This window comes from Aeromonas sp. MR19 (assembly GCF_963899305.1).
GTDB classification, from domain to species: domain Bacteria; phylum Pseudomonadota; class Gammaproteobacteria; order Enterobacterales; family Aeromonadaceae; genus Aeromonas; species Aeromonas bestiarum.
Window position 1 is genome coordinate 1 of record NZ_CAWQWZ010000017.1, and the last position, 21,927, is coordinate 21,927.

22 protein-coding genes and 1 rRNA gene are annotated in these 21,927 nt (G+C 60.7%); 11 read left to right on the forward strand and 12 right to left on the reverse strand.

Annotation, left to right across the window (positions count from 1 at the left end):
• From AACQ95_RS12570 to trhA, 3 genes are all read right to left on the reverse strand, one after another.
• Positions 1-1,051: retention module-containing protein (locus tag AACQ95_RS12570; RefSeq protein WP_241281076.1), on the reverse strand; the 1,051-nt coding region annotated here is incomplete at its 3' end.
• A 227-nt stretch (positions 1,052-1,278) separates the two neighbouring features.
• Positions 1,279-2,940 carry a putative transporter gene (locus tag AACQ95_RS12575; RefSeq protein ID WP_098982529.1) on the reverse strand — a complete coding sequence of 554 codons (1,662 nt, stop codon included), beginning with the start codon at positions 2,938-2,940 and terminating at the stop codon, positions 1,279-1,281.
• Positions 2,941-3,058: 118 nt separating this feature from the next.
• Positions 3,059-3,694, reverse strand: a complete 636-nt coding sequence (trhA, locus tag AACQ95_RS12580) for a PAQR family membrane homeostasis protein TrhA (RefSeq protein ID WP_043135324.1) — start codon at positions 3,692-3,694, stop codon at positions 3,059-3,061.
• Positions 3,695-3,907: 213 nt separating this feature from the next.
• On the opposite strand from trhA, the gene AACQ95_RS12585 reads away from it, so the two are divergent.
• From AACQ95_RS12585 to AACQ95_RS12595, 3 genes are all read left to right on the forward strand, one after another.
• Positions 3,908-5,413 carry a pyridoxal-dependent decarboxylase gene (locus AACQ95_RS12585; protein ID WP_241281077.1) on the forward strand — a complete coding sequence of 502 codons (1,506 nt, stop codon included), beginning with the start codon at positions 3,908-3,910 and terminating at the stop codon, positions 5,411-5,413.
• Positions 5,414-5,527: 114 nt separating this feature from the next.
• Positions 5,528-6,079, forward strand: coding sequence for a septation protein A (locus tag AACQ95_RS12590; protein WP_042866146.1), 552 nt, complete (start codon positions 5,528-5,530; stop codon positions 6,077-6,079).
• Between the two features lie 24 nt (positions 6,080-6,103).
• Entirely contained in the window at positions 6,104-6,400 is a 297-nt protein-coding gene (locus tag AACQ95_RS12595; protein WP_043135321.1) for a YciI family protein, read from the forward strand.
• An 89-nt stretch (positions 6,401-6,489) separates the two neighbouring features.
• On the opposite strand, the gene cysQ is transcribed toward AACQ95_RS12595, so the two are convergent.
• Complete coding sequence (gene cysQ, locus AACQ95_RS12600; protein WP_241281078.1) at positions 6,490-7,260, reverse strand: 3'(2'),5'-bisphosphate nucleotidase CysQ; 771 nt, start codon at positions 7,258-7,260, stop codon at positions 6,490-6,492.
• A gap of 166 nt (positions 7,261-7,426) precedes the next feature.
• Between cysQ and AACQ95_RS12605 the strand changes: the two genes are divergently transcribed.
• The 3 genes from AACQ95_RS12605 (at position 7,427) to AACQ95_RS12615 (ending at position 10,364) form a co-directional block, all read left to right on the forward strand.
• Entirely contained in the window at positions 7,427-7,747 is a 321-nt protein-coding gene (locus AACQ95_RS12605; protein ID WP_241281079.1) for a ComEA family DNA-binding protein, read from the forward strand.
• A gap of 94 nt (positions 7,748-7,841) precedes the next feature.
• Positions 7,842-8,753, forward strand: coding sequence for a UTP--glucose-1-phosphate uridylyltransferase GalU (galU, locus tag AACQ95_RS12610; protein WP_241281080.1), 912 nt, complete (start codon positions 7,842-7,844; stop codon positions 8,751-8,753).
• Positions 8,754-8,966: 213 nt separating this feature from the next.
• On the forward strand, positions 8,967-10,364 hold the full coding sequence (locus AACQ95_RS12615; protein WP_042866150.1) for a peptide MFS transporter: 1,398 nt from the start codon (positions 8,967-8,969) through the stop codon (positions 10,362-10,364).
• Between the two features lie 74 nt (positions 10,365-10,438).
• On the opposite strand, the gene AACQ95_RS12620 is transcribed toward AACQ95_RS12615, so the two are convergent.
• Both AACQ95_RS12620 and AACQ95_RS12625 read right to left on the reverse strand, forming a co-directional pair.
• Entirely contained in the window at positions 10,439-11,410 is a 972-nt protein-coding gene (locus tag AACQ95_RS12620; RefSeq protein WP_043554002.1) for a response regulator, read from the reverse strand.
• Between the two features lie 73 nt (positions 11,411-11,483).
• Positions 11,484-11,651 carry a hypothetical protein gene (locus AACQ95_RS12625; protein WP_241281081.1) on the reverse strand — a complete coding sequence of 56 codons (168 nt, stop codon included), beginning with the start codon at positions 11,649-11,651 and terminating at the stop codon, positions 11,484-11,486.
• Between the two features lie 157 nt (positions 11,652-11,808).
• Here AACQ95_RS12625 and AACQ95_RS12630 point away from each other — a divergent pair, with 157 nt between their 5' ends.
• The 3 genes from AACQ95_RS12630 to AACQ95_RS12640 all read left to right on the forward strand — a co-directional run bounded on the left by AACQ95_RS12630 (position 11,809) and on the right by AACQ95_RS12640 (position 14,202).
• Complete coding sequence (locus AACQ95_RS12630) at positions 11,809-12,507, forward strand: DnaT-like ssDNA-binding domain-containing protein (protein ID WP_241281083.1); 699 nt, start codon at positions 11,809-11,811, stop codon at positions 12,505-12,507.
• A gap of 71 nt (positions 12,508-12,578) precedes the next feature.
• Complete coding sequence (locus AACQ95_RS12635; RefSeq protein WP_042866153.1) at positions 12,579-13,433, forward strand: DnaA ATPase domain-containing protein; 855 nt, start codon at positions 12,579-12,581, stop codon at positions 13,431-13,433.
• Between the two features lie 133 nt (positions 13,434-13,566).
• Positions 13,567-14,202, forward strand: coding sequence for an SDR family oxidoreductase (locus tag AACQ95_RS12640; protein WP_241281084.1), 636 nt, complete (start codon positions 13,567-13,569; stop codon positions 14,200-14,202).
• Positions 14,203-14,261: 59 nt separating this feature from the next.
• Here the strand turns inward: AACQ95_RS12640 and AACQ95_RS12645 are convergent, their stop codons facing one another.
• From AACQ95_RS12645 to AACQ95_RS12660, 4 genes are all read right to left on the reverse strand, one after another.
• On the reverse strand, positions 14,262-15,482 hold the full coding sequence (locus AACQ95_RS12645) for an ABC transporter permease (protein ID WP_241281085.1): 1,221 nt from the start codon (positions 15,480-15,482) through the stop codon (positions 14,262-14,264).
• 64 nt (positions 15,483-15,546) lie between these two features.
• A complete protein-coding gene (locus tag AACQ95_RS12650; protein ID WP_042866156.1) occupies positions 15,547-16,692 on the reverse strand; it encodes an ABC transporter permease in 1,146 nt (381 codons plus the stop codon).
• Positions 16,692-17,696, reverse strand: coding sequence for an HlyD family secretion protein (locus AACQ95_RS12655; protein WP_241281086.1), 1,005 nt, complete (start codon positions 17,694-17,696; stop codon positions 16,692-16,694). The genes AACQ95_RS12650 and AACQ95_RS12655 overlap by 1 nt, the downstream gene beginning before the upstream one ends.
• Positions 17,697-17,769: 73 nt before the next feature.
• Positions 17,770-19,158, reverse strand: coding sequence for a TolC family protein (locus AACQ95_RS12660; RefSeq protein WP_241281087.1), 1,389 nt, complete (start codon positions 19,156-19,158; stop codon positions 17,770-17,772).
• A gap of 290 nt (positions 19,159-19,448) precedes the next feature.
• On the opposite strand from AACQ95_RS12660, the gene dusB reads away from it, so the two are divergent.
• Positions 19,449-20,414 carry a tRNA dihydrouridine synthase DusB gene (gene dusB, locus AACQ95_RS12665; RefSeq protein WP_043135312.1) on the forward strand — a complete coding sequence of 322 codons (966 nt, stop codon included), beginning with the start codon at positions 19,449-19,451 and terminating at the stop codon, positions 20,412-20,414.
• A gap of 25 nt (positions 20,415-20,439) precedes the next feature.
• Positions 20,440-20,736 carry a DNA-binding transcriptional regulator Fis gene (fis, locus tag AACQ95_RS12670; RefSeq protein ID WP_005309538.1) on the forward strand — a complete coding sequence of 99 codons (297 nt, stop codon included), beginning with the start codon at positions 20,440-20,442 and terminating at the stop codon, positions 20,734-20,736.
• A gap of 92 nt (positions 20,737-20,828) precedes the next feature.
• Here fis and AACQ95_RS12675 read toward each other — a convergent pair whose 3' ends face one another.
• Both AACQ95_RS12675 and rrf read right to left on the reverse strand, forming a co-directional pair.
• Entirely contained in the window at positions 20,829-21,461 is a 633-nt protein-coding gene (locus tag AACQ95_RS12675; protein WP_241281088.1) for a LysE family translocator, read from the reverse strand.
• A 362-nt stretch (positions 21,462-21,823) separates the two neighbouring features.
• A 5S ribosomal RNA gene (rrf, locus tag AACQ95_RS12680) occupies positions 21,824-21,927 on the reverse strand; the annotation flags it as partial.

Sequence of the window (21,927 nt, forward strand, 5' to 3'; positions counted from 1 at the left end):
TGTCGCCATCGGCCGCCAGATCGCTGCCCGCCACCAGGATGGTGAAGCGGCCATCGGCGTCCACCGGGCCGGTGAACGGCTTGCCGTTGACGGTCAGGGTGACGGTGTCACCGGCCTTGAACTCGCCGCTGACGGTGCCGCTGACCGGGATCTGCTGACCCGCTTCGGCGGCGTTGATGACGTCGTCGGCGGTGATGTTGGCATCGAGCTCAATGGCCAAGTCCGGGGCTGTGCTGTCCACGCTGCCATCATCGGTCGCTGTGGCTGTGTTGCCGGCAGGATCGGTGACATTGGCGGTGACCGTATAGGAGCCGTCCGCCAGCGGTGTGGTGACATCCACGCTGAAAGTGCCATCCGGATTGACGGTCGTGGTCAGGGTCTGTTGATTGCCATTGGCATCCGTGACCAGCAGGGTCACTGTGCTGCCTGCGGGGGCATCAGTGGTACCGGTCAGGGTCGGGGTCGTGTCATTGGTATTGTCCGGGGCGGAGACTGTGATCACCGGTGGCACCAGGTCGATCAGCTGATCTTCCTCACCCGTGAACGCATCGCCAATCACGCCCGTGTCGGCCTGGGTGGCGGTATCAAAGCCCGCCGCCGCTATGGTGGCATCGCCGATGCGATCTATGGTGACGAAACCACCATTGCCGCTGGCACCCGCCACGCCGCCGATATTGCCACCGCCTGCGGCAGGAGCACCGCCGGCCGCCGCCGCTTCAAATGCCTTGGTCGGATCGGTGCCACCCAGAATGGCCTGTTGCAGGGCCGCTATGTCATCGGGATTGCCGGCAGGCACATCCTGATTCTGGGCCAGCAAGGGCGCCTGAGACGTTTCATCCTCAGCCTGCTGCTCGTTGGTCGGGCTCAGGGTGAAAGTCTGGTTGCCGCCGTTGAAGCTGGCGCCTTCAGGAGTGATCAGCACCGCATCCTTGGGCAGGACATCGCCTTCAGCAAGTGGCTTCTGGCTGCCATCTGCAGCGACCAAATAGATTTTGCCTTTCAACTGGGTAACGACGACGTCCTGATCCAATGCGATATTGTGGCTGCTCATGTTCTCTCCTGAATCTCTATTGGCATGCAATATTCCACCGTCTAATGTGCCCGTGAACGGCGCAAGAAACCAGTTAGAAAATTCGAATGGATAGACTGATTTGAAGCTGGATCGGCCGGTTAAACAGAAGGGTCAATGACGGGGGAAGGAATTAATAAAATCAAGATGATCAATGTGTTGCATTTTGATGACAGGAGCACATCGCTGTGCTCCCGTCCGGGTCATGATCAGGCACCCGCCCACAACAGGATGGCGAGCAACTGGGGGGAGATGATCCGCAGGAACATCACCAGGGGGTAGACGGTGGCGTACGACAAGGCGCTGGCGCCACTGGTGGGATGCATGCCGTTGGCAAACGCCAGGGCGGGAGGATCCGTCATGGAACCGGCCAGCAATCCGCACAGGGTGAGATAGTTCATCTTGCCATACAGGCGGGCCAGCACACCGACCACCAGCAGCGGGATCAGGGTGATCGCCATGCCGTACATCATCCAGGCCGGCCCATCGCCGTTGATCAGGGTGTCGATGAAACCGGCACCTGACTTGAATCCCACCACGGCCAGAAACAGCACTATGCCGATCTCCCGCAGCGCCAGGTTGGCGCTCGGCGGCATGAACCAATAGAGCTTGCCGATGCTGCCGATCCGCGACAGGATCAGCGCCACCACCAGGGGGCCGCCCGCCAGACCCAGCTTGAGTGCCGCCGGGAACCCGGGCAGATAGAAGGGGATGGAGCCGAGCAGCACGCCGAGGCCGATACCGATGAACACCGGCAGCATCTGCACCTGCTGCAGCTTCTGCTGCACGTTACCCACCACATTGGTCACCGCCTCTATGGCGTCGAGTCGACCCACCAGGTTGAGGATGTCACCAAACTGCAGGCTGGTCTGGCTGGTCGGCACCAGCTCGATGCCGGCCCGGTTGAGGCGCGAGATGACCACATCGTATTTCTGCTTGATGTCGAGATCGCGGATCTTCTTGCCGAGCACCTGCTCGTTGGTCACCACCACTCGCTCCACCCGCAGATCTGTGCCGCGAGTCGAGAGCGAGGTCTCCACCTCCTCCCCCAGCACCAGCAACACCTTGTGCAGCGCGTGCCGCTCACCCACCAGGTGCAGCAGGTCGCCGAGTTCGATGCGCGAGTCCGGCCGCGGCACCATCAACTCCTCGCCACGCTTGAGGCGGGAACAGATGACATCGGCTTCGTCCAGGCTCGGGATCTCCCCCAGCATCAGGCCGTGCATGTTGGGGTTGCGCACCGCTATGTTGATGGTCTGCAGGCTCTCCTTGGTCTTGCCGGCCTGCTGCTCGAACTGGGCTGCTTCTTCGTCGATCTTGATGCGAAAAAACATGCGAATGAGCCACATGGTGAGCAGGATGCCACAGATGCCGAACGGATAGGCGACGGCATACCCCATGCCCATCAAGCCGGTCGAACCAGGCACGGCTCCCAGCTCGGCAAGGATCTGCTGACCCGCACCGAGGGAAGGCGTGTTGGTCACGGCGCCGGAGAAGACCCCCAGGATCACCGGCAGCGGCACGTCAAACAGTTGATGCAGCGCCGCCGCGACCGCGCAGCCAAGCAACACCAGCAGGGCGGCGAAACCGTTCAGCTTGAGGCCGGAACTGCGCAGGGAGGAGAAGAAGCCGGGACCGACCTGGATGCCTATGGTGTAGACAAACAGGATCAGCCCGAACTCCTGAATGAAGTGCAGGGTCTGTTCATCCAATGCGAGACCCGAGAGGCCGGCGAAGTGGCCCACTATGATGCCACCGAACAGCACACCTCCGATCCCCAAGCCAACGCCATAGACTCGCCAGTTTCCCAGCCAGAGCCCCAGCACTGCCACCAGCGACAACATGCTGATGGAAAGCGCGATATCACTCATTTCGTGCATCCTTTGCGAATTGAACTGTCCCTAGCTTGTCAGCAAACGCCGACGCCAACTGTGTGATACCGCACGAATTTATCCTTTTGAGCGGCAATAAATACCAATTAAGGGCTAGTCAGGCGACATAACCATAAATGGCCATAAAGTGACAAACACTGCCACCCAGTACAAACAGATGCCAGATGGCGTGGTTATAGGGGATACGCTTGGCCACATAGAAGATGACCCCCAGGCTGTAGATGAGACCACCGAGCCCGAGCAGCAGCAAGCCTTCCCCCTCCAGATGGATGTAAAGCTGATAGATGACCACCAGCGACAACCAGCCCAGCATCAGATAGGTAAACAGCGACAGCTTCTTGAAGCGGTTGATGAAGAGCAGCTTGAACACCACCCCCGCCAGCGCCAGCCCCCAGATCACCACCATCAGCCCCTGGGCCAGCGGGGTATCGAGCGCCACCAGCAGGAAGGGGGTATAGGTACCGGCGATCAGCAGATAGATGGCGCAGTGATCAAACACCTTGCACCAGCGCCTCGCGGCCCCTTCCGCCATGCTGTGATACAGGGTCGAGGCGAGATAGAGCAGCACCAGGCTGCCGCCATAGAGGCTGTAGCTGATGAGCGCCTGGGTGCCCTGCTCCCAGCCCTTGTTCAACAACAGGATCAACCCCAGGATCCCGAACACCAGCCCCAAGCCGTGGCTGAGGCGATTGGCCAACTCCTCGCGGGGAGAATAATCCGTCACACTGCTCATTGCATACTCCTGCCCAAACTGGGCTCACTCTAGCCGCCGTCATTTCAGAGTACAAGTGTTAGCTTAAAGAGGATGGCATCTGATTTGGCCAGCGCTCATGGCTGTCACCCGTTTGCCTTTGGTGTATGCTCTGCGGCCGATGCCCACCTAGCTGCTGCCGCCACGGCTGCTCACCACACAGTGACTCCCTGGCAACCCGGTCTGGAGAACCTGATGAAGTTGACTGAACTGTTTGCACTACCGGATCCGGCCTTCGGCCAGGCCGTGACGGCCCTGCTGGAGACCTTCCACCACTCGGATGACAGTCAGGCCCCCTACCAGCGCGACCACTTCACCCACCAGCTCGATCAATCCTGCATGCCGGCCATCGGCATCTCCATGGATGACTACCTGGCCCGGCTGGCCAGCCTGGTGCCCGGCGCTTCCCATCTCACCTCGCCACGCTACATGGGCCACATGACGGCGCCACTGCCGGCCTTTACCGCCGAGCTGTCACGCCTGCTGGTGATGCTCAACCAGAATCCGATGAAGATGGAGTCCTCCCGCCTGCTCAGCTTTCTGGAGCGGGAGGTGCTGGCCAAGCTGCACCGCCTCATCTATCGCGCCGACGACGCCTTCTATGACGAGCAGATGCATGCCAAGGATGCCGCCCTCGGCGTCATGACCAGCGGCGGCACCATAGCCAACGTCACCGCCCTCTGGCTGGCGCGCAACCGTGCCTATGGCGACAACCTGTTCGCCCTCTATGAGCAGGGCTATCGCGGCGCCGTGATCCTGGGCTCGCGCCTGATGCACTACTCCTTCGACAAGGGGATGGATCTGCTGGGACTGGGCGCGCACAGCGTCTGGCGCCTCGCGACCGACGACCAGAACCGGCTCGACATGGCCGCGCTGGAGCAGGCACTCATCCAGTGCCAGGAGCAGAAGCTCAAGGTGCTGGCGCTGGTCGGGGTGGCCGGCAGTACCGATTTTGGCTCCATCGATCCCCTGCCCGAGCTGGCGACCATCGCGGCCCGCGAGCAGCTCCACTTCCACGTGGACGCCGCCTGGGGCGGCCCGACCCTGTTTTCGCCCCGCTATCAGGGGCTGCTTGCAGGGATTGAACTGGCCGATACCGTCACCCTGGATGGTCACAAGCAACTGCTGGTGCCGCTCGGTACCGGCATGCTGCTCTGCCGCCAGCCGGATCTCATGATGACGGTCAAGCGGGAGGCACCCTACGCCATCCGTGCCAGCTCCTTTGATCAGGGCCGCTTCACCCTGGAGGGCACCCGCCCCGCCAATGCGCTCTATCTGGATGCGGCCTTCCAGCTGTTTGGTCAGCAGGGTTACGCCCGACTTATCGAGGCCAACTACGACAGAGCCCGCCTGATGGCCGCGCTCATCAATGCCGACCCCGCCTTCGAACTGATGTCGGCCCCTGTGATGAACCTGCTCTCCTACCGCTGCATTCCCCCCCATCTGCAAGGCAAGGATCCGGACGAGGCGGCCAACGACCAGATCAACGCATTCAACGTCGCATTGCAGAAAGCCCAGCGGGCCGAGGGACACAGCTTTGTCTCCCGCACCCAGCGGGCGGTGGGGCGCTACTGTGCCCAGCCGCTCACCCTGCTGCGCGCCGTGCTGCTCAATCCGCTCATCGAAGAGCGGCATATTCGCGAGCTGCTGGCGGACCAAAAGCGGTTGGGTGACCAGATTTCCCGCCGGCTGTTCGGCTAGGCAGGCGACAGGGAACTGGACGTCAAATGGGCGGTCTTATTCATTTGCCGTTGTCTACCTTGCAGGTAGACTGGATAAAATTTTGCGGTCTTTTTTGAGGGCTATGAGCCAGACATGAAGCAATTTATTGAATTTATTCCACTTATCGTTTTCTTTGCGGTCTACAAGTTCTACGACATCTACACGGCCACCGGCGCCCTTGTCGTCGTGACCGGTCTGCAGCTCATCTACAGCTGGGTGCGTTATCGCAAGGTCGAGAAGATGCAACTGTTTACCTTCCTGCTGGTCGGTTTCTTCGGCGGCCTCACCGTCTTCTTCCACGACGACACCTTCATCAAGTGGAAAGTGACAGTGATCAACGTGCTGTTCGCACTGGGCCTGCTCATCAGCCGCTACGGCTTTGGCAAGAACCTGATCAAGCAGATGCTGGGCAAGGAGCTGCAGGCGCCTGATGCCATCTGGGATAGAGTCAATCTGGCCTGGGTCGGCTTCTTTACCGCCTGTGGCCTGCTCAACCTCTACGTGGCCTTCAACCTGCCGCAGGAGATGTGGGTCAACTTCAAGGTGTTCGGCTTGCTTGGCATGACGCTGGTGTTTACCCTGCTGAGCGGTGTCTATCTCTACCGCCACCTGCCCGCCGAGCAGAAAGGCGAGCTGAAAAAATAACCGCCATCAGAAAAGGATCCTCTCATGTGGTATCTCATCTACGCCGAAGATGTTCCCAACAGTCTGCCGCTGCGCAAGCAGGTGCGCCCAGCCCATCTGGCCAGGCTGCAGGCCTTGCAGGATGAAGGCCGGCTGCTGACCGCCGGCCCCAACCCGGCCATCGATGCCGACGATCCCGCCGATGCGGGCTTCACCGGCAGCACAGTCATCGCCGAGTTTGCCAGTCAGGCCGATGCCAAGGCCTGGGCCGATGCCGACCCCTATGTGGCGGCCGGTGTCTACGCCAGGGTGACCATCAAGCCGTTCAAGAAAGTGTTCTGACAAAACGCAGAACCCAAGATGCAAAGAGGCCGGACGCTGGAGTTCAACCAGGTCCGGCCTCTTTCTATTGCGCGCTATCACCAACGGGCTCACGCCCTGGCGACAAACCAGGGGTTGAGGATATCCGGCTTGTTGTAGACCAGGGGTGACCCATCGAGCTGGGTCACGCTGCCTCCGGCCCCTTCCAGCACCGCCTGCGCCGCAGCGGTATCCCATTCGCAGGTGGGGGCGAGGCGCGGATAGAGCTCGGCGCCCCCCTCGGCAATGATGCAAAACTTGAGAGAGCTGCCCATGGAGACCAGCTCAATTTCGCCCTGCGCTATGTCACCAAAGCGCGCCAGGTAATCCAGGGTAGCCTGGGACAGGTGATTGCGGCTGCCCACCACCCGCCAGGGCGCCCCTTCCTGATGAGGCAAGGTCTGGATGGCTTCACGCTTGCCATCGGCCACACGCCAGGCCCCGACCTCCCTGCCGCCATACCAGAGCCGGTCCAGCACGGGGGCATAGACCAGACCCCACAGCGGTTGGCCATCCTCGATCAGCGCGATATTGACGGTGAACTCGCCGTTGCGGGAGACAAACTCCTTGGTGCCGTCGAGCGGATCCACCAGCCAGTAGCGTGACCAGCCATGGCGCAACCCCATCACCTCGGGACCGGACTCCTCCGACAGCACAGGAATATCGGGGGTGAGCCCTGCCAGCGCCTGCACTATCGCCTCATGCGCCCCCTGATCGGCTGCGGTCAACGGGCTCTCGTCACCCTTGTACTCCACCGTAAAGGGCTGACTGTAGATGGCCATGATGGTATCACCGGCGGCGCGGGCTATGGGCTCCAGCTCGGAGATTGCGGGAAAAAACATAGAAAAGACATCCTGGTCAAATGGTTAGCACAGTGTACCCATTTTGAATGAGGGAGGCTTATAGCCGTTTGCTCTGACTTATAAAGTGTCATAAATGACAGACAAAAAGTGGCGTAACTCGGCTAATTCTCAATAGCTATTCCACACAACACAAGGACGTGAAGCCATGAACTACAAGACCCTGACCGCCACCCTGCTGCTGAGCTGCCTGCCCCTGTTGAGCCAGCCTCTGCTGGCGGCCGACAAGCCGGCTGCCAAGCCAGCCACCACAGTCACCACTGCGAAGGAGAGCGGCAAGGTGAACCTGAATACGGCGAATATCAATGAGTTAACTGCCCTCAAGGGGATCGGCGAGAAGAAGGCCCAGGCCATCATCGACTTTCGCGAGAAGCAGGGCAAGTTCACCACGGTCGAACAACTTGCCGATGTCAGTGGCATAGGGCCGGCAACTTTGGAAGCAAATCGGGACATGATCATCGTCAAGTAACCGCTTTGGACCTCCCCATCATGAGGGCAGCCTGTGGCTGCCCTATTTTTCTTCGGGTATCATGGGCCCACTTTGTATCCGTTGGAACTCATCCATGAAAAATAGTCCTTTTGTTGTACGCAAGGCCGTTCTTCCTGTCGCCGGTTTGGGCACCCGCATGCTGCCTGCCACCAAGGCCATCCCGAAAGAGATGCTGCCAGTGGTCGACAAGCCGCTGATCCAGTATGTGGTGCGCGAAGCCATCGCCGCCGGCATCAAGGAGATCATTCTGGTGACCCACTCGAGCAAGAACTCCATCGAGAACCACTTCGACAAGAGCTTCGAGCTGGAAGCGACCCTGGAAAAGCGGGTCAAGCGACAGCTGCTGGAAGAGGTACAACACATCTGTCCCAAAGACGTCACCATAATGCACGTCCGTCAGGGCGAAGCCAAAGGCCTGGGTCATGCCGTGCTCTGTGCCCGCCCGCTGATCGGCGACAACCCGTTTGCGGTCCTGCTGCCTGACGTACTGATCGATGAAGTGGCCAGCAACCTCAAGCAGGACAACCTGGCTGAGATGGTGCACATGTTCGAAGAGGATCACATCAGCCAGATCATGGTGGAAGCCGTCCCCGAGAGCGAAGTGGACAAATACGGCATCGCCGACATCAAGGGCGAGGCCCTGAGCGAAGGCATGTCCCTGCCGATGCAGGCCATCGTCGAGAAGCCGCCCCGTGACGAAGCCCCTTCCAACCTGGCCGTGGTCGGCCGCTACGTGCTCTCCTCCAACATCTGGCCACTGCTGGAGAAGACGCCGGCCGGTGCCGGCGACGAGATCCAGCTGACCGACGCCATCGCCATGCTGATGGAGCAGGAGCAGGTCAACGCCTACTTCATGAAGGGTCGCAGTCACGACTGCGGCAGCAAGATGGGTTATATGAAAGCCAACGTGGAATATGCCGTGCGCCACCCGGAACTGAACGGTGAATTCATTGCGTGGCTGAAACAGTTCGTCAAACAGTTGTAATAGCTGAACATTTAACCTGTTAATAGAATTATATACTGGGCATCATTCGATGCCCTTTTTCATTTTATAAACAAATATTCAACCATTGATAGATAAAATATCGCTAAATCATAATATTGTAATTTAATCACGCTTGTTCTATAAGGATTAAGGCTTGTTCCTAGCCCTTGCATAAAATTCCTAAAAAAATATAAGACACAGGTGGAAGTTCCAATGAATAATCCGTCCAAAGGGACCTTTTTAGGTCACCCTAAAGGGCTTTTTTTGCTCTTTAGTACCGAACTGTGGGAGAGATTCTCCTATTACGGCATGCGTGCCGTGCTCGTCCTCTATCTGACTGACATGACTGCCAACGGCGGCATGGGCTGGACTCAGGCCGACGCCCTCAAGCTGTACGGCATCTATACCGGTCTGGTCTACATCACCCCCATCATAGGTGGCTGGCTGGCGGATACCTTCCTCGGCCAACGCCGTGCGATCCTGATCGGTGCCATCTTCATGGCCGCGGGTCAATTCACCCTGGCCCTGCCGCACGCCATGTTCCCGGAGATGGTCAACAACGTCTTCTACGCGGGCCTGGCCCTGTTGATCCTGGGTAACGGTCTGTTCAAACCGAACATCTCCACCATGGTGGGTGACCTGTACAAGGAAGGTGACCACCGTCGTGACGGTGCCTTCACCATCTTCTACATGGGCATCAACCTGGGCTCCCTGCTGGCCGGCGTGATCTGTGGCGCCGCCGCGACTGCCTACGGCTGGCAAGCTGCCTTCGTCAGCGCCGGTATCGGCATGCTGCTCTCCCTGGTGGTGCAGGCCACCATGGCCCAGCGTTTCCTGGGTGACATAGGTCGTGTACCGGCCGCTCAGCGCGCCGCCGAGCAACGTTCCAAGGAGCAGAAGGCGCCGCTGACCAAGCAGGAAGTGGATCGCATCAAGGTCATCCTGGTACTGGGTCTGTTCACCATCATCTTCTGGGCTGGCTTCGAGCAGGCCGGTGGTCTGATGAACCTGTACGCGCAGGAATATACCGACCGCATGATCGGCAGCTTCGAAGTGCCGACCGCCTGGTTCCAGTCCCTGAACCCCTTCTTCATCATCACGCTCGCCCCCATAGTCGCGGCCATCTGGATCAAGCTCGGCAGCAAAGAGCCGAACTCCCCGGTGAAGTTCGCCATGGGTCTGCTGTTCCTGGCCGTGGGCTTCCTGTTCATGATCGGTGCCGTGCTGGAGCAGGGTGGCGATCAGGCCGTCAAGACCTCCATGTTCTGGCTGGTCGGTGCCTATCTGTTCCACACCCTGGGTGAGCTCTGCCTCTCTCCGATCGGTCTCTCCATGGTGACCAAGCTGGCTCCGCTGCGTCTGGCCTCCCTGATGATGGGTGCCTGGTTCGGCTTCGTTGCCCTGGCCAACTACATCGCCGGCTTCGTCGGTTCCTTCGTCGGCGAGTCCGGTGCCATCGCCATCTTCGGCGGCATCGCCATCGCCGCCGTGATCAGCGCCCTGATCCTGCTGACCATGGCCAACCGCCTGGTCTACTGGATGCACGGTGCCGAAGGTCCGGCCAAAGAGCCGGAAGAGCACGACAAGAAACTGCAGTCTGCCACCGTCTAACCGGTTCGGATTGTGATGAACAAACAGGGCGCCCGATGGGCGCCCTGTTTGTTTCTGTCTGCGGCGGATCTGCCTCAGTGGTGGCGTACCTGCACATGGAGGGCGCTGCCGCTGTCGCTGCGAAACTGCAGGTCAAACGGCTCGTGCCAGCTGCGCTTGTGCAGCGCGTAGTGGCTGCTGCGCAGCAAACCGAGCGGCAGGCCGCCGGAGCGCATCAACCAGTGCGGTGAGGTGAGCCCGGCATTGGCAAACACCAGACCATCTTCCTGATCGAACAGCAGGGCGGCCATGGCGAAGGAGTGGCGCAAGCCGGATTCGATGAGCTGCAGATTGAGGTAGTCGAGCAGCCGGTGCGGCTGGGTCAGCAGCAGGCTCTCCTTGTGCTGAAACTGGCGATAGGGAGCATTCATCAGGGAACGCACCAGGGCGCCGCAGAAGGCGGCATCCACCCCGAGCACCGGCAGCTCCATCACCAGCACCAGCAGCTTGTCGTCCAGCTTGAAGGTGTCTGGAATGAACAGGTTGCCCATCCCCTCGAACGTCACCTGCCAGGGGCCCCACTCCTGCAGGCCGGGTGGCCTCAACCAGGCCAGCAGACGGGTGGCCGCCTTGTCGTGATCGCGAAAGAAGTCGATGTGATCCATCAACTCCAGTTGCTGCCCGTGACCATAGTTGGCCGCCAGACACTGATCTATGCTGCGGCGCACCTGACCGAAGTCCGAGACCGGCTTGATCAGAAAATCGCAGGCACCGGCGCGCAACGCCCGCTCCACCGCCTCCATCTTGCTCTGCCCGGAGATGACGATGACGGGGATATGGGGATAGCGGGCAGACAGGCAGGCGATGACCTCATGCCCATCCATGTTGGGCATGTTCAGGTCGCACAGCACTATATCGGGGTGGTAGAGCGCGGCGGCAGAGAGGCCTTCAATCCCGTCCTCGGCCTGAAACACGCACGCCCCGTCATGCTCGAGATAAGTTACCAGCGAGTGGCGAAAAACCGCTTCATCTTCCACCACCAGGATCCGTAGTCCGGCTTTTGACATCTTGACAAAGCTCTTATTAGTCAATTAGTTATTTGAGTATTAAGCCTAGACCATAAGGGGCGGGCTTGACCAATCAGATGATTGCATAATCGTAATGGCGGGTATGCCATATGGTTATCCTGGCAGCCAACCGTTTGAAAAAGAGCGGGTAATGCCGCCCGCACGGCGCAATGACCCCGGCGAGAATGTTGGTCTTTTGGCCAGCCAGCAACCCGAAAAAAGGCACCATGCCAGTACGCATGCCCGGCTCATTTCACGCTCGCTATTGCCACCAGGGTGGAACCAAACCTCATTCCCGCCCCACAAACAGGCCTGCCGGCACTCTGCCCGAGCGGCACAATTGTATGAGGCCCCGCCATGGGGGATAATGCCCTCCACTCCAGATCGTGAAGAGCACCATGACACCAGCCGAATACAGCGCCCTCGCCCATCCCAGATTGTCCCATCCGGCTCGCAGCCTCTATACCCTGCAGCTGCGCAGACTGGTGCAGGAAAATCAGCTGGCCCGGCTCAACTATCCCGAACTGGGGCGAGCCTTGGCAGTGGTCGATCCCGGCGATCCCAGCGGTTTCTGTTTTCAGGTCAACGCCCGCCAGCTGACCGAGCTGTTCGACGAGCTGATGGAGGCCGGGCTGCTGCAGGTCGAGGCGCAGGCCGACAGTGAGCACTACCATCAGTGTCCGTTCCAGCTGCCACTGCTGACCCAGAAGGTGCGCAGCCCGCTGCCGGAGCGCCCGTTCCAGATGCACCTGCAATGGCGCCCGGATGAGGAACTGCCCGCCCTCGCCCGCCTGTGCGGGGTGATCGATGCCAGCTACAGCGAAGAGGATCTCGGCGAGTTCATCGCCTACTGGCTGGGCCGCCCTGAGGTGTTCGACTCCCAGCATCAGTGGATGCTCAAGTTCATTCGTGCCCTCAAGACCCGTCGCTACGTCCGTCGCCAGCCGATGGAGGCGAAAGGTTACCAGCAGGTCACGTCAGCCCCGGCAGACTCAGGCCCGAGCAAGCGGGCGCAGCAGATGATAGAAGAGGCCAAACGGCTGGCCCAAGTGCAGACCCAGGAACAGGCGCCGCAGCAGGAACCGGATAATGATTGATAGCGGCCCCCGCCTGCAGGCAAAATCAGTGCCTTGTCCCCCCATCCCTGACCCAGCAGAAGGAGCATTCCATGACTGACCCGCAAGATCCCCTGCGCCAGGAGCTGGAAGAGATCGAAGCCAAGCGCAAAAGAATCGCCAAGGCCAAACAGGACCACAGGGTGCACGACACCGAACTGAGCCAGCACGTGGGCGGCCTGCTTGAACGCATTCGCCGTCTGCAGGCCCAGACAGGTGGCAGCCAGTACGACTACGAGACCCTGCGCAAGGAGTACGACGCCAAGGCCAACGCCGAGGTGCGCGAGCTGCAGAAGGCGGCTCGCCAGGAGCGGATCCAGAAGCTGATCGCCCAGGCCGACCTCAACCCGGATTGGGTATTCGAGAAGATGGATGCCACCGATCCGGCGCTGCAATACCCCATGGAGACGGCTCGCTACTTCATCAGCGGCTTCGAGCACTGGGAGAAGAGCGGCGGCGGCTGCATGCTGATCTATGGCGACTACGGCACCGGCAAGTCGACCCTGGCGGGCGCCGTGGCCCATGAGCTGATCGAACGTCACCAGAAATCGGTGATCTTCCAGCAGTGGGCCTCCATTGTGGACCGCCTCTTCTTCAACGTGATCCAGGATCAGGAGGAGCGCAACCAGTACCGCCGCGCACTGGAAGAGGTCGACCTGCTGATCATCGACGAGGTGTCGGCCAACCGCGCCAAGATGGCGGAGAGCCAGTCCAGCTTCCTCGGCCACCTGCTGCGCCGCCGGCGCAACCTGTCGAAAAGCGTCATCATCATCACCAACCACAGCCCGCAGAGCCTGCATCAGGCCATCGGCGACTTCAGCTTCGAGGCGATCAAGGCGTTCAATCCGGTGGATATCCACCTGAGCGGTCCCAGCCGTCGTCCCAACATAGGCCACTACAACGGCTGATCCTGTGCGAGCCCGGGCCACCCGCCCGCGGCTCGCCGCATTTCCCCTGCTCACCCTTCAAATAAAAATAACTCTCATTTACAGCGCTGCGCCAACCCTCTAGGCTACCCCTTTCATCACAGGGAGCAGCACAATGCCAACCACACTCATCTTCGGAGCCAGCCGCGGGCTGGGCCGCGCCTTCACCGAACACGCCCTGCGCCAGGGCCACAGGGTCGTGGCCCTGGTCCGTAACCCGGAGATGGCCGCCGAGCTGCGCGCATTGGGAGTCGAGGTGGTTGAGGGAGACGCCCTCGACCATCAGGCCGTCGCGCAGGCTTGCTCACTCGCAGGTGACGAGGCCGGGGTGATCTCGACCCTCGGCAGCTTCCGCCAGCCGACCCCCGTCGATTATCAAGGCAACCGCCAGGTGATCGATCAGATGGAGCTGGCCGGGCTCAAACGCCTGCTGCTGGTCACCTCGCTGGGTTGCGGCGACAGCTGGCAATACCTGCCCGAGCGGGCGCGGGCCGCCTTCGGTCACGAGGTACGCTTGAAGAGTCTGGCGGAGAGCTGGCTGCAGACCAGCGCGCTGACCTGGACCATAGTTCGCCCGGCCGGCTTGCAGGATGGTGAGGCCACAGGGCAGGCCGTGTTGAGCCAAGGGAGCGAGGTGCACGGTCTGGTGCGCCGCGCCGATGTGGCGGAGCATGGATTGCAGCTGCTGAACGATGAGCGGGCAGTGGGGCAGATCTACGCCATCGGCGATCCCACCCTCAGCTGGGGGTGAGCAGTCCGGATAACAAAACGGTCAGCCCCAGGGCTGACCGTTTTACTGTCTGATGTCGTCTAGCTGGCAGAGGGGCCAGGCTCAGTTGCCGTCTCCGCAGCCACTTCGCCCGACGCGACCGCCTCGTCCACAAGCGACCGCTGGCGCCAGCGCAGCAGCAGGCAAGCCAGAGCGCCGTAAAGCAGTGCCAGCCCCCACAACTGCCACCAGTAGCGGGAAACCTGGGCAAACTCGGCCCCCATCTGGTTGAGGCGCAAGAAGCCCTCGATGGCCGGGGTGCTCGGCACCCACTGGGCCAGCCAGTTGAGGGGGGTCGGGATCAGCTCCAGCGGCCAGATGAAGCCTGCCAGGAAGACCAGCGGCATGGAGGAGAGCAATACCACCTGGGTCGGCAGATCCCGGCGGGTAAACAGGGCCCCCAGCACTATGCCAAGCCAGGTGGTTGCCAGCAGGAACGGCAGGGTGAACAGCCACAGTTCGGCCGGTTCAGCGGTGCGCACTATGTTGTAGTGATCGAAACAGAAGCCGAAGAAGTAGGTCACCGGCAGCACGAACAGCCCGCCCACCACCAGGGTTCTGGCCAGCAGCAGGGCAAGCACGGGGGCGCTCTGCCAATAGCCAGACTCCCCGCGACCGCTGCGCTGATTCTGGGTTGCCCCCAGGATCCCGGTGCCCATCAGCAGCACCTGATGCAGGATCAGCACGAACACGGCGGGCACCACGTAGTTCACATAGCCCATGGTGGGGTTGAACACCGGCAGCACATTGAGCCCGACCGCATTCCAGCCCATGGCCGCCTGCGGCAGCGCCTCGCCCTGACTGAGCAGACGAGTGACCTTGATCTGGGCGGCCAGGCTGCCCCCCGCCAGCGCCAGCCCCTCGGCTATGGTGCCGTAGACCAGGAAGTAGGAGGCATCGCCGGCATAGCTCATGGTGACGCTCCTGCCCTGCATCAGATCCCGGTAGAAGTGACGGGGAATGTGCAGTATGCCGCTCCCCTTCCCCGCTATCAGCAGCTGGCGCGCCTCTTCCAGGCTGTTGGCCCGTGCCACCAGTTTCACCTGCGGGGTGGCATCGGCCATGAACTCCAGCTGACGGGAGAGCTGACTGCCATCCTCATTGACCACCACCACAGGCTCTTCCCTGGGCAGTTGCTGCAGGTAGGGCTGCGGGTAGAGGAAGGAGTAGAAGAAGACACCACCAAACAGGGTCAGCATGATGGCCCGATCGGCCAGCAGGGTGCGCAGCTCCAGCCGCAGCAGATCCCAAAAACCTAGCATAACATCCACTCCTTCCACTGCCCGGCAGCAGAGCACGGTTCGAGCCGTATCAAACCCCAAAAACCTAGCATGAGGCAGGCTCCTTATCGGCAGCTTGGCGCGCCAGCTCGGCCTGCTGCTGGTAACGACGAACAACCAGCAACAGGGGCAGCAGGAACAGCAGCAAGGCGCCGAACTGGGGCAGGGCCGCAGCGAACGGCTGACCGTAGTTGGTCTGCCCTATCTGCAGCTCCACATAGTGGGAGATGGGCAGCAGGCTGCGCCAGAACTGGGCAAAGTCCCCCATGGCACTGACCGGAAAGGTCACGCCCATGAAGGCAAAGCCCGGTGCCGTATAGGCGCCCGCCAGCGACAGGGCGCGGGCCGGATCCCGGATGACACCGTAGAAGAAGGCCCCCATGCTGACGCAGGCGGCCGAAGCCAGCCCCAGTCCCAGTGTCAGCACCAGCCAGCTGCCTTGCATCGGATAGCCAAACGCCTTGAACAGCATCAGGCTCCACGCCAGACCCCAGGCCCACCCAATCAGCACATGGGGCAGCAAAGTGCGCCAGAGGCCGAACCAGACCCCTTGGCTGGTCCAGTCCAGCCCCAGCCGATCGGTACGGGCCAGGGCGTTGATCCCATAGAGCACCACCAGGATCTGCCACACCGCCGGCAACAGGGCACTCAGCAGGAACTGGGCATAGCTGGAGTTGATGTTGTAGAGCGCCGTCACCTGATTGCTGATGGGCACGGATTGCCCCAGGGCGCCGGACATGACCTTGCCATCGGCCATGGCGGCCAGTACGCCCACCTGGCCGTTGAGGGTCCCCACCACCTGGGACAAGGCCGAGTTGACCAGCTTGGCGATCAGGATGAACTGGCTGTTGTTGAACACAGTCACCTTGGGCTGGGTACCCTGACGGGCATCCCGCTCCAGATGGTGAGGGATCACCACCAGGGCATAGATGTCTCCCCCGCGCAGAGCGCGTGCCCCCTCGTCGATGGAGTCGAACTGGCCGGCAAGGCGCAGGCCGGCGGAACCGTCCAGCGAGAACGCCAGCTGACGGGAGAGGACGCTCTGATCCAGATCCACCAGACCGACGTTGAGATCCCGGGCCAGCCCGGCCGAGAAGATCCAGCAGAGGGTTCCCATCAACAGCAAGGGAACCCAGCTCATCAGGGCCCGACCGAACGGATCCTGCCACAACAGCCGCCATTCGCGTCTCATCAGAGTTCGACCAGCACACTCATGCCGACTCGCAGACCATCAACCGGTTGCAAGGGGCGCGCCTCCACCTGGAAGCTCTTCATGTCGAAGCCCTGACGGGTATCCGTGGCACGCCAGGTGGCAAAATCCCCCATCACGGCCACGTGGGTCACCTTGAAGCGCACCGTCTGCTCACCCAGGCCCGGAATGGTGGCATCGAACTCAGTGCCCAGCGCGAAGCGGGGCAGCAGATCTTCGCGCACATGGAACTGGGCCCAGGCATCCTGCATGTCGAGCAGGGTCACCACAGGGAAGCCCTGTGGCGCCAGTTCACCGCTGCGCAGCAGCACCTGGGACACCTCCCCCGCGTGCGGGCTGGCGATGCGGGTATCGGCCAGATAGGCCTCCACTTCCGCCACCGAGCCCGCCGCCATGTTGGCCTGCTCGCGCGCCGCCACCTTGGTCTCTTCCCGCGCCCCTTCCAGGGTCATCTGGTATTGCTGCCAGGCCATGCCTTCGCTGTACTTGGCTGCCTGCCAGGCAGTCCAGGCCTCATCCCGTTTCTGCAACGGCATCACGCCATCCCGGTGCAGGCTGGCGATGCGCTCATAGGTCTTGGCCCGCAGCAGGGCTGCCGCCTTGGCCTTTTGCCACTGATCCTTGGCACCCGCGATCTGCTGGGCACGCGCGCCCTTCTCTGCTTCCTCGGCCATGGCCCCGGCCGCAGCCTGACCCGCCTTGGCCTGGCTCAGCTTGGCCTCGATCTCGGGACTGGCCAGGGTGAACACCAGCTGATCCCGGGCCAGCTGGTCGCCCTTCTTCACCAGCACCTCGTCGATGCGGCCCGCCACCTTGGAGGAGACCGAATACTGCTGCGCCTCAACCTGGCCCTGCAGGCGTACCGGCTCGGGCTGATAGGCGAGCCAGAAACGCCAGCCCAGCCAGATCACCAGCAGGACCAGCGCCAGTGGCAGCAGCAGCGGCTTGGCCTGGCGCATCTTCTTCTTGATGGGGGGATGACTCATGCATTCACCTCGACAAACGGGCGACCCTTGACGGTCGAAACAGACATGGAAAACGGGACAGACAGGGCCGCGATCATGAATTCACCTCGATCGCCTGACCATGCTGATATTGATTGAAACTGCTCATCTGACCGGAGAGTGCCAACAGGCGCGCCAGCGAGATCACATATTGATAGGCGGCAGCGGCACGCTGGGTCTTGACCCCGGCCAGCTGGTTCTGGGCATCCACCACATCCAGCGAGGTGGAGAGCCCCTGCCCGAATGCCTTGTCCCGCAGCAGCACGTTCTCCTCGGCCAGCGCCTGAGTGGAGGAGAGAGACTGGTACTCTTCCAGCCCCTGTGCGGCCTCGCGCCAGGTCTTCTCGACCAGCAGTTCCAGATCCTCGCGGGTCTTGGCCTGCAGCAGATTGACCTGCAGCTCGGCGCTCTTGGCCGCTTGTACCGTCTCGGAGCGGCCGTCGCGGCTCACCAGCGGCATGCTGACGCCGACCCCGACCACCCAGTCAGGGGTGATCTTCGCGGCCAGGGTATCTCGTTCGTAGAGGTTGTAGTTGCCGAACATGAAGAGCTCTGGTGCATATTTGCCCTTCTCGGCCCGGATCATCGCCTTCGCCTGCTCACGCTTGGCGATCAGCATCTTGAGACCCGGGTGCACCGTCAGCGTCTCCTCGACGAAAGCTGCCAAGGGGGGCACGTCGTCATTGATAAACAGCTGGGTAGCCGGTTCGGCTCCCTTGAGCTTGATCATGCGATCCAGCGCCAGCTCGGCTATCTCCAGGCTGCGGCGGGACTTCTGGGTATCGATGCGCGCCCTGTCATAGGCAGACTGGGCCGACAGCCGCTCGACCTTGGCGATCTGGCCCTGGGCTTCCAGCTTCCTGGCATGATCCAGATGGCGGGCCAGCCCCTGCTCTATCTCCTGCTTGGTCTGCACCACCTGCGCCGCCAGCACCACGCCGAAATAGGTCTGGGACAGGCTCTCGAAGCTGGCTTGCTGCTTGATGGCCAGCAACTCCTTGGCTTCATCCACCTGTGCGGACCGAATATCCTGCATCGCATCGATCCGCCCCCCGACAAACAGGGGCCAGAGCATTCTGACCGAACTGGTTACGCGATTCTGCTCGGTCAGCGACGAGGCCAGCCATTTGGAGTCGATCCCCATCTGCCCCAGAATGGCGCCCAATGCGGGAGAGTTTTCCAGCTTGTCGTCCAGCCCCATCAGATCCGGCTTGGAAATGCGCGCATAATCCGCCCCCAGACTGATGTCGGGCAGATACATGGCCTTGGCCGCCTCACGCAACTGTTGCGCCCGATCCACACCGGCCTGTTCCGCCGCCAGCCCATCATCCTGCTGGATGACCCGGCTCCAGGCCTCGCCGAAACTGACGGTCTGCGCCTGGGCAGAACCCAGCACGGCACCCAGCAGACACGGGTAGAGAGATTTGATGAACCTTGACGTCATACATCCCCAATCTGTTTGTAATAAAATTGTTTGGAGCCTTTGCTCGATTCAAGCTCGCTATCATAGCGCAAACCCCAACCGGATGGGGACAGGCAAATCGTCGAGTCCCTCGCTCATTTGGCCCTGTAAACTCACCCCGACAATATGCCTGATTTTCAAGCACTCCTGAATTTGCAAGCCTTGGCTCGACGTTTTTTTCAGAAAAAAATGGCTGACGCTCAAATACTAACCTTTTCTCCTGACTAAAAAATGCGTAATATACGCCGCCCTAAGCCGATGGTAACCGTGGAATGCAGATAGGTCCCCACACGCTTGAAACTCCCTTGATTGTGGCTCCCATGGCCGGTGTAACAGACCGACCATTTCGTGAACTTTGTTTACGATTGGGCGCTGGCATGGCCGTTTCCGAGATGCTGCTGGCCAACCCGGATGTCTGGGATACCCAGAAAACCAGGATGAGAATGGATCACTCTGCAGAAGGTGGCTTGCGATCGGTCCAGATTGCCGGAGCCGACCCCGAGATGATGGCGTTTGCCGCCCGCTACAACGTGGAGCAGGGCGCTCAGATCGTCGACATCAACATGGGTTGTCCAGCAAAAAAAGTGAACAAGAAGTTGGCAGGTTCCGCCCTGCTGCGTCATCCCGATCTGGTCAGAACCATCTGCCGGGCCGTGGTGGATGCAGTCAAGGTGCCTGTTACCTTGAAGATCCGCACAGGATGGGATCCGGATAACCGCAATGGCGAGGAGATCGCCCGAATCGCCGAAGATTGCGGTATCGCGGCCCTCGCCGTGCATGGTCGTACCCGTGCCTGCCTCTACCGGGGTCACGCTGAGTACGACACGATTAAGGCGATTAAGCAGGCCGTATCGATTCCTGTTGTCGCCAATGGCGACATAGACAGCCCGGAGAAGGCCCGGTATGTCCTCGACTATACCGGCGTTGATGCCGTGATGATCGGCCGTGCAGCGCAAGGACGACCCTGGATTTTCCGGGAAATCCGTCATTTTCTTGAAACGGGTACCAAGCTGCCACCTCCTGAAAGGGAAGAGGTTCGCACCCTGATGAACGAGCATGTAACCAACCTGCACCAGTTTTATGGTGCATATCTGGGAGCGCGCATTGCCCGTAAACACGTGGGCTGGTATCTGGATGAAGAAGAGACGGGCCGAGAATTCCGTAAGCACTTCAATGCCCTGGATTGTGCAGACGCACAACTAGAGGCACTCGAAGCGTATTTCGATGGATTAGGTTAACGCATAACTAAAGAGCCGACCGAATATGTTCGAACAAACCCTGACTTCTGATGCATTGGTAACAACTACTCACAATCACGCTGCCGAGCCGACCCAGCGCCCCCTGCGTGACTCTGTGCAACAGGCCCTGCGTAACTACCTGGCCCAGTTGAACGGTCAGGAAGTGATTGATCTGTACGATATGGTCCTCTCCGAAGTCGAAGCTCCCATGCTGGACGTGATCATGCAATACACCCGCGGTAACCAAACCCGCGCCGCTGTGATGATGGGCATCAACCGTGGCACCCTGCGCAAGAAACTCAAGCGCTACGGCATGAACTGATCTCGATCAGACCTGCAGCAGTGCAGACGAAGGCGTATTCCAGCGATGGGATACGCCTTTTTCTATGCCCGGTTGTCTCTAATGGCAAGGTCTCACTCCGTGGCCAGCTTGATACCCAGCCCCACGAACAGCCCCCCCATCAAGCGGTTGAGCCAAGCTCCCAGCGGGGCCGGCAAACGCACCTTGCGACTTGCATAGGCGGTAAAGAACGCCAGCAGGTGGCACCAGATCATGCCGTTGAAATTGAAGATGCAGCCCAGCAGGATGAAGGCCAGCGCCTTCTGCGGCGCATCGGGGGCGATGAACTGGGGCACGAAGGCGAGGAAGAAGAGCGCTACCTTGGGATTGAGCACATTGGTCAGCAACCCCTGCCGATAGATCCGACCATAAGAGAGCACAGGCAACGCCACAGCCGCGTTGGTGGCGGAAGGAGCCTTGGTGCCTTGCCAGAACATGGAAAACCCCAGGTAGACCAGATAGAGCGCCCCCATCAACTTGATGACGGCGAACAGCTCGGCCGAAGCGCTCAGCACAGCCGACAACCCCAGAGCAGCCGCCAGCACATGCACCATGGTGCCCGTCCCAATCCCCAGCGCCGCGACTGAGCCCGCCCGCCAACCCTGAGAGCCGCTGCGCAGCATGATGAGCAGGGAATCCGGCCCGGGCATCATGTTCAACAGCAAACCAGATACGATAAACAACGCCAGATCGTGGATCCCCAACATACACGGCTCCTTGCTCGTGAAAGAGACAGTCTATGGATCCCGTGTCTCTTGTCATCCCCCTTGCAGCAATAGTGATTATCAACGAAGGGAATAGCAGAGAAGCCTAGTGCACATTAGCCCGAGTTGGAACCCAAGGTTGAGAGGATATTGAGCAGAACCCACATCCCAGCCGTCGTTAGCGCCAGCAAACGACATGGACGGGGATATATCACGCTGGGTGGTGCAGCCATCCGGAATAGATCGGGGGAAAAATAAACGAATGAGGGGTCAGAAGGAAAGCATCACCTGGCTATTGCAGCCCGGCGCTTGAATGTCAGGCAATAAAAAAGCCCGCTCATCTGAGCGGGCTTTCAATGTTGGGTGCCTGGCAGTGTCCTACTCTCGCATGGCGAATGCCACACTACCATCGGCGCTACCGCGTTTCACTTCTGAGTTCGGCATGGGATCAGGTGGTTCCACGGCGCTA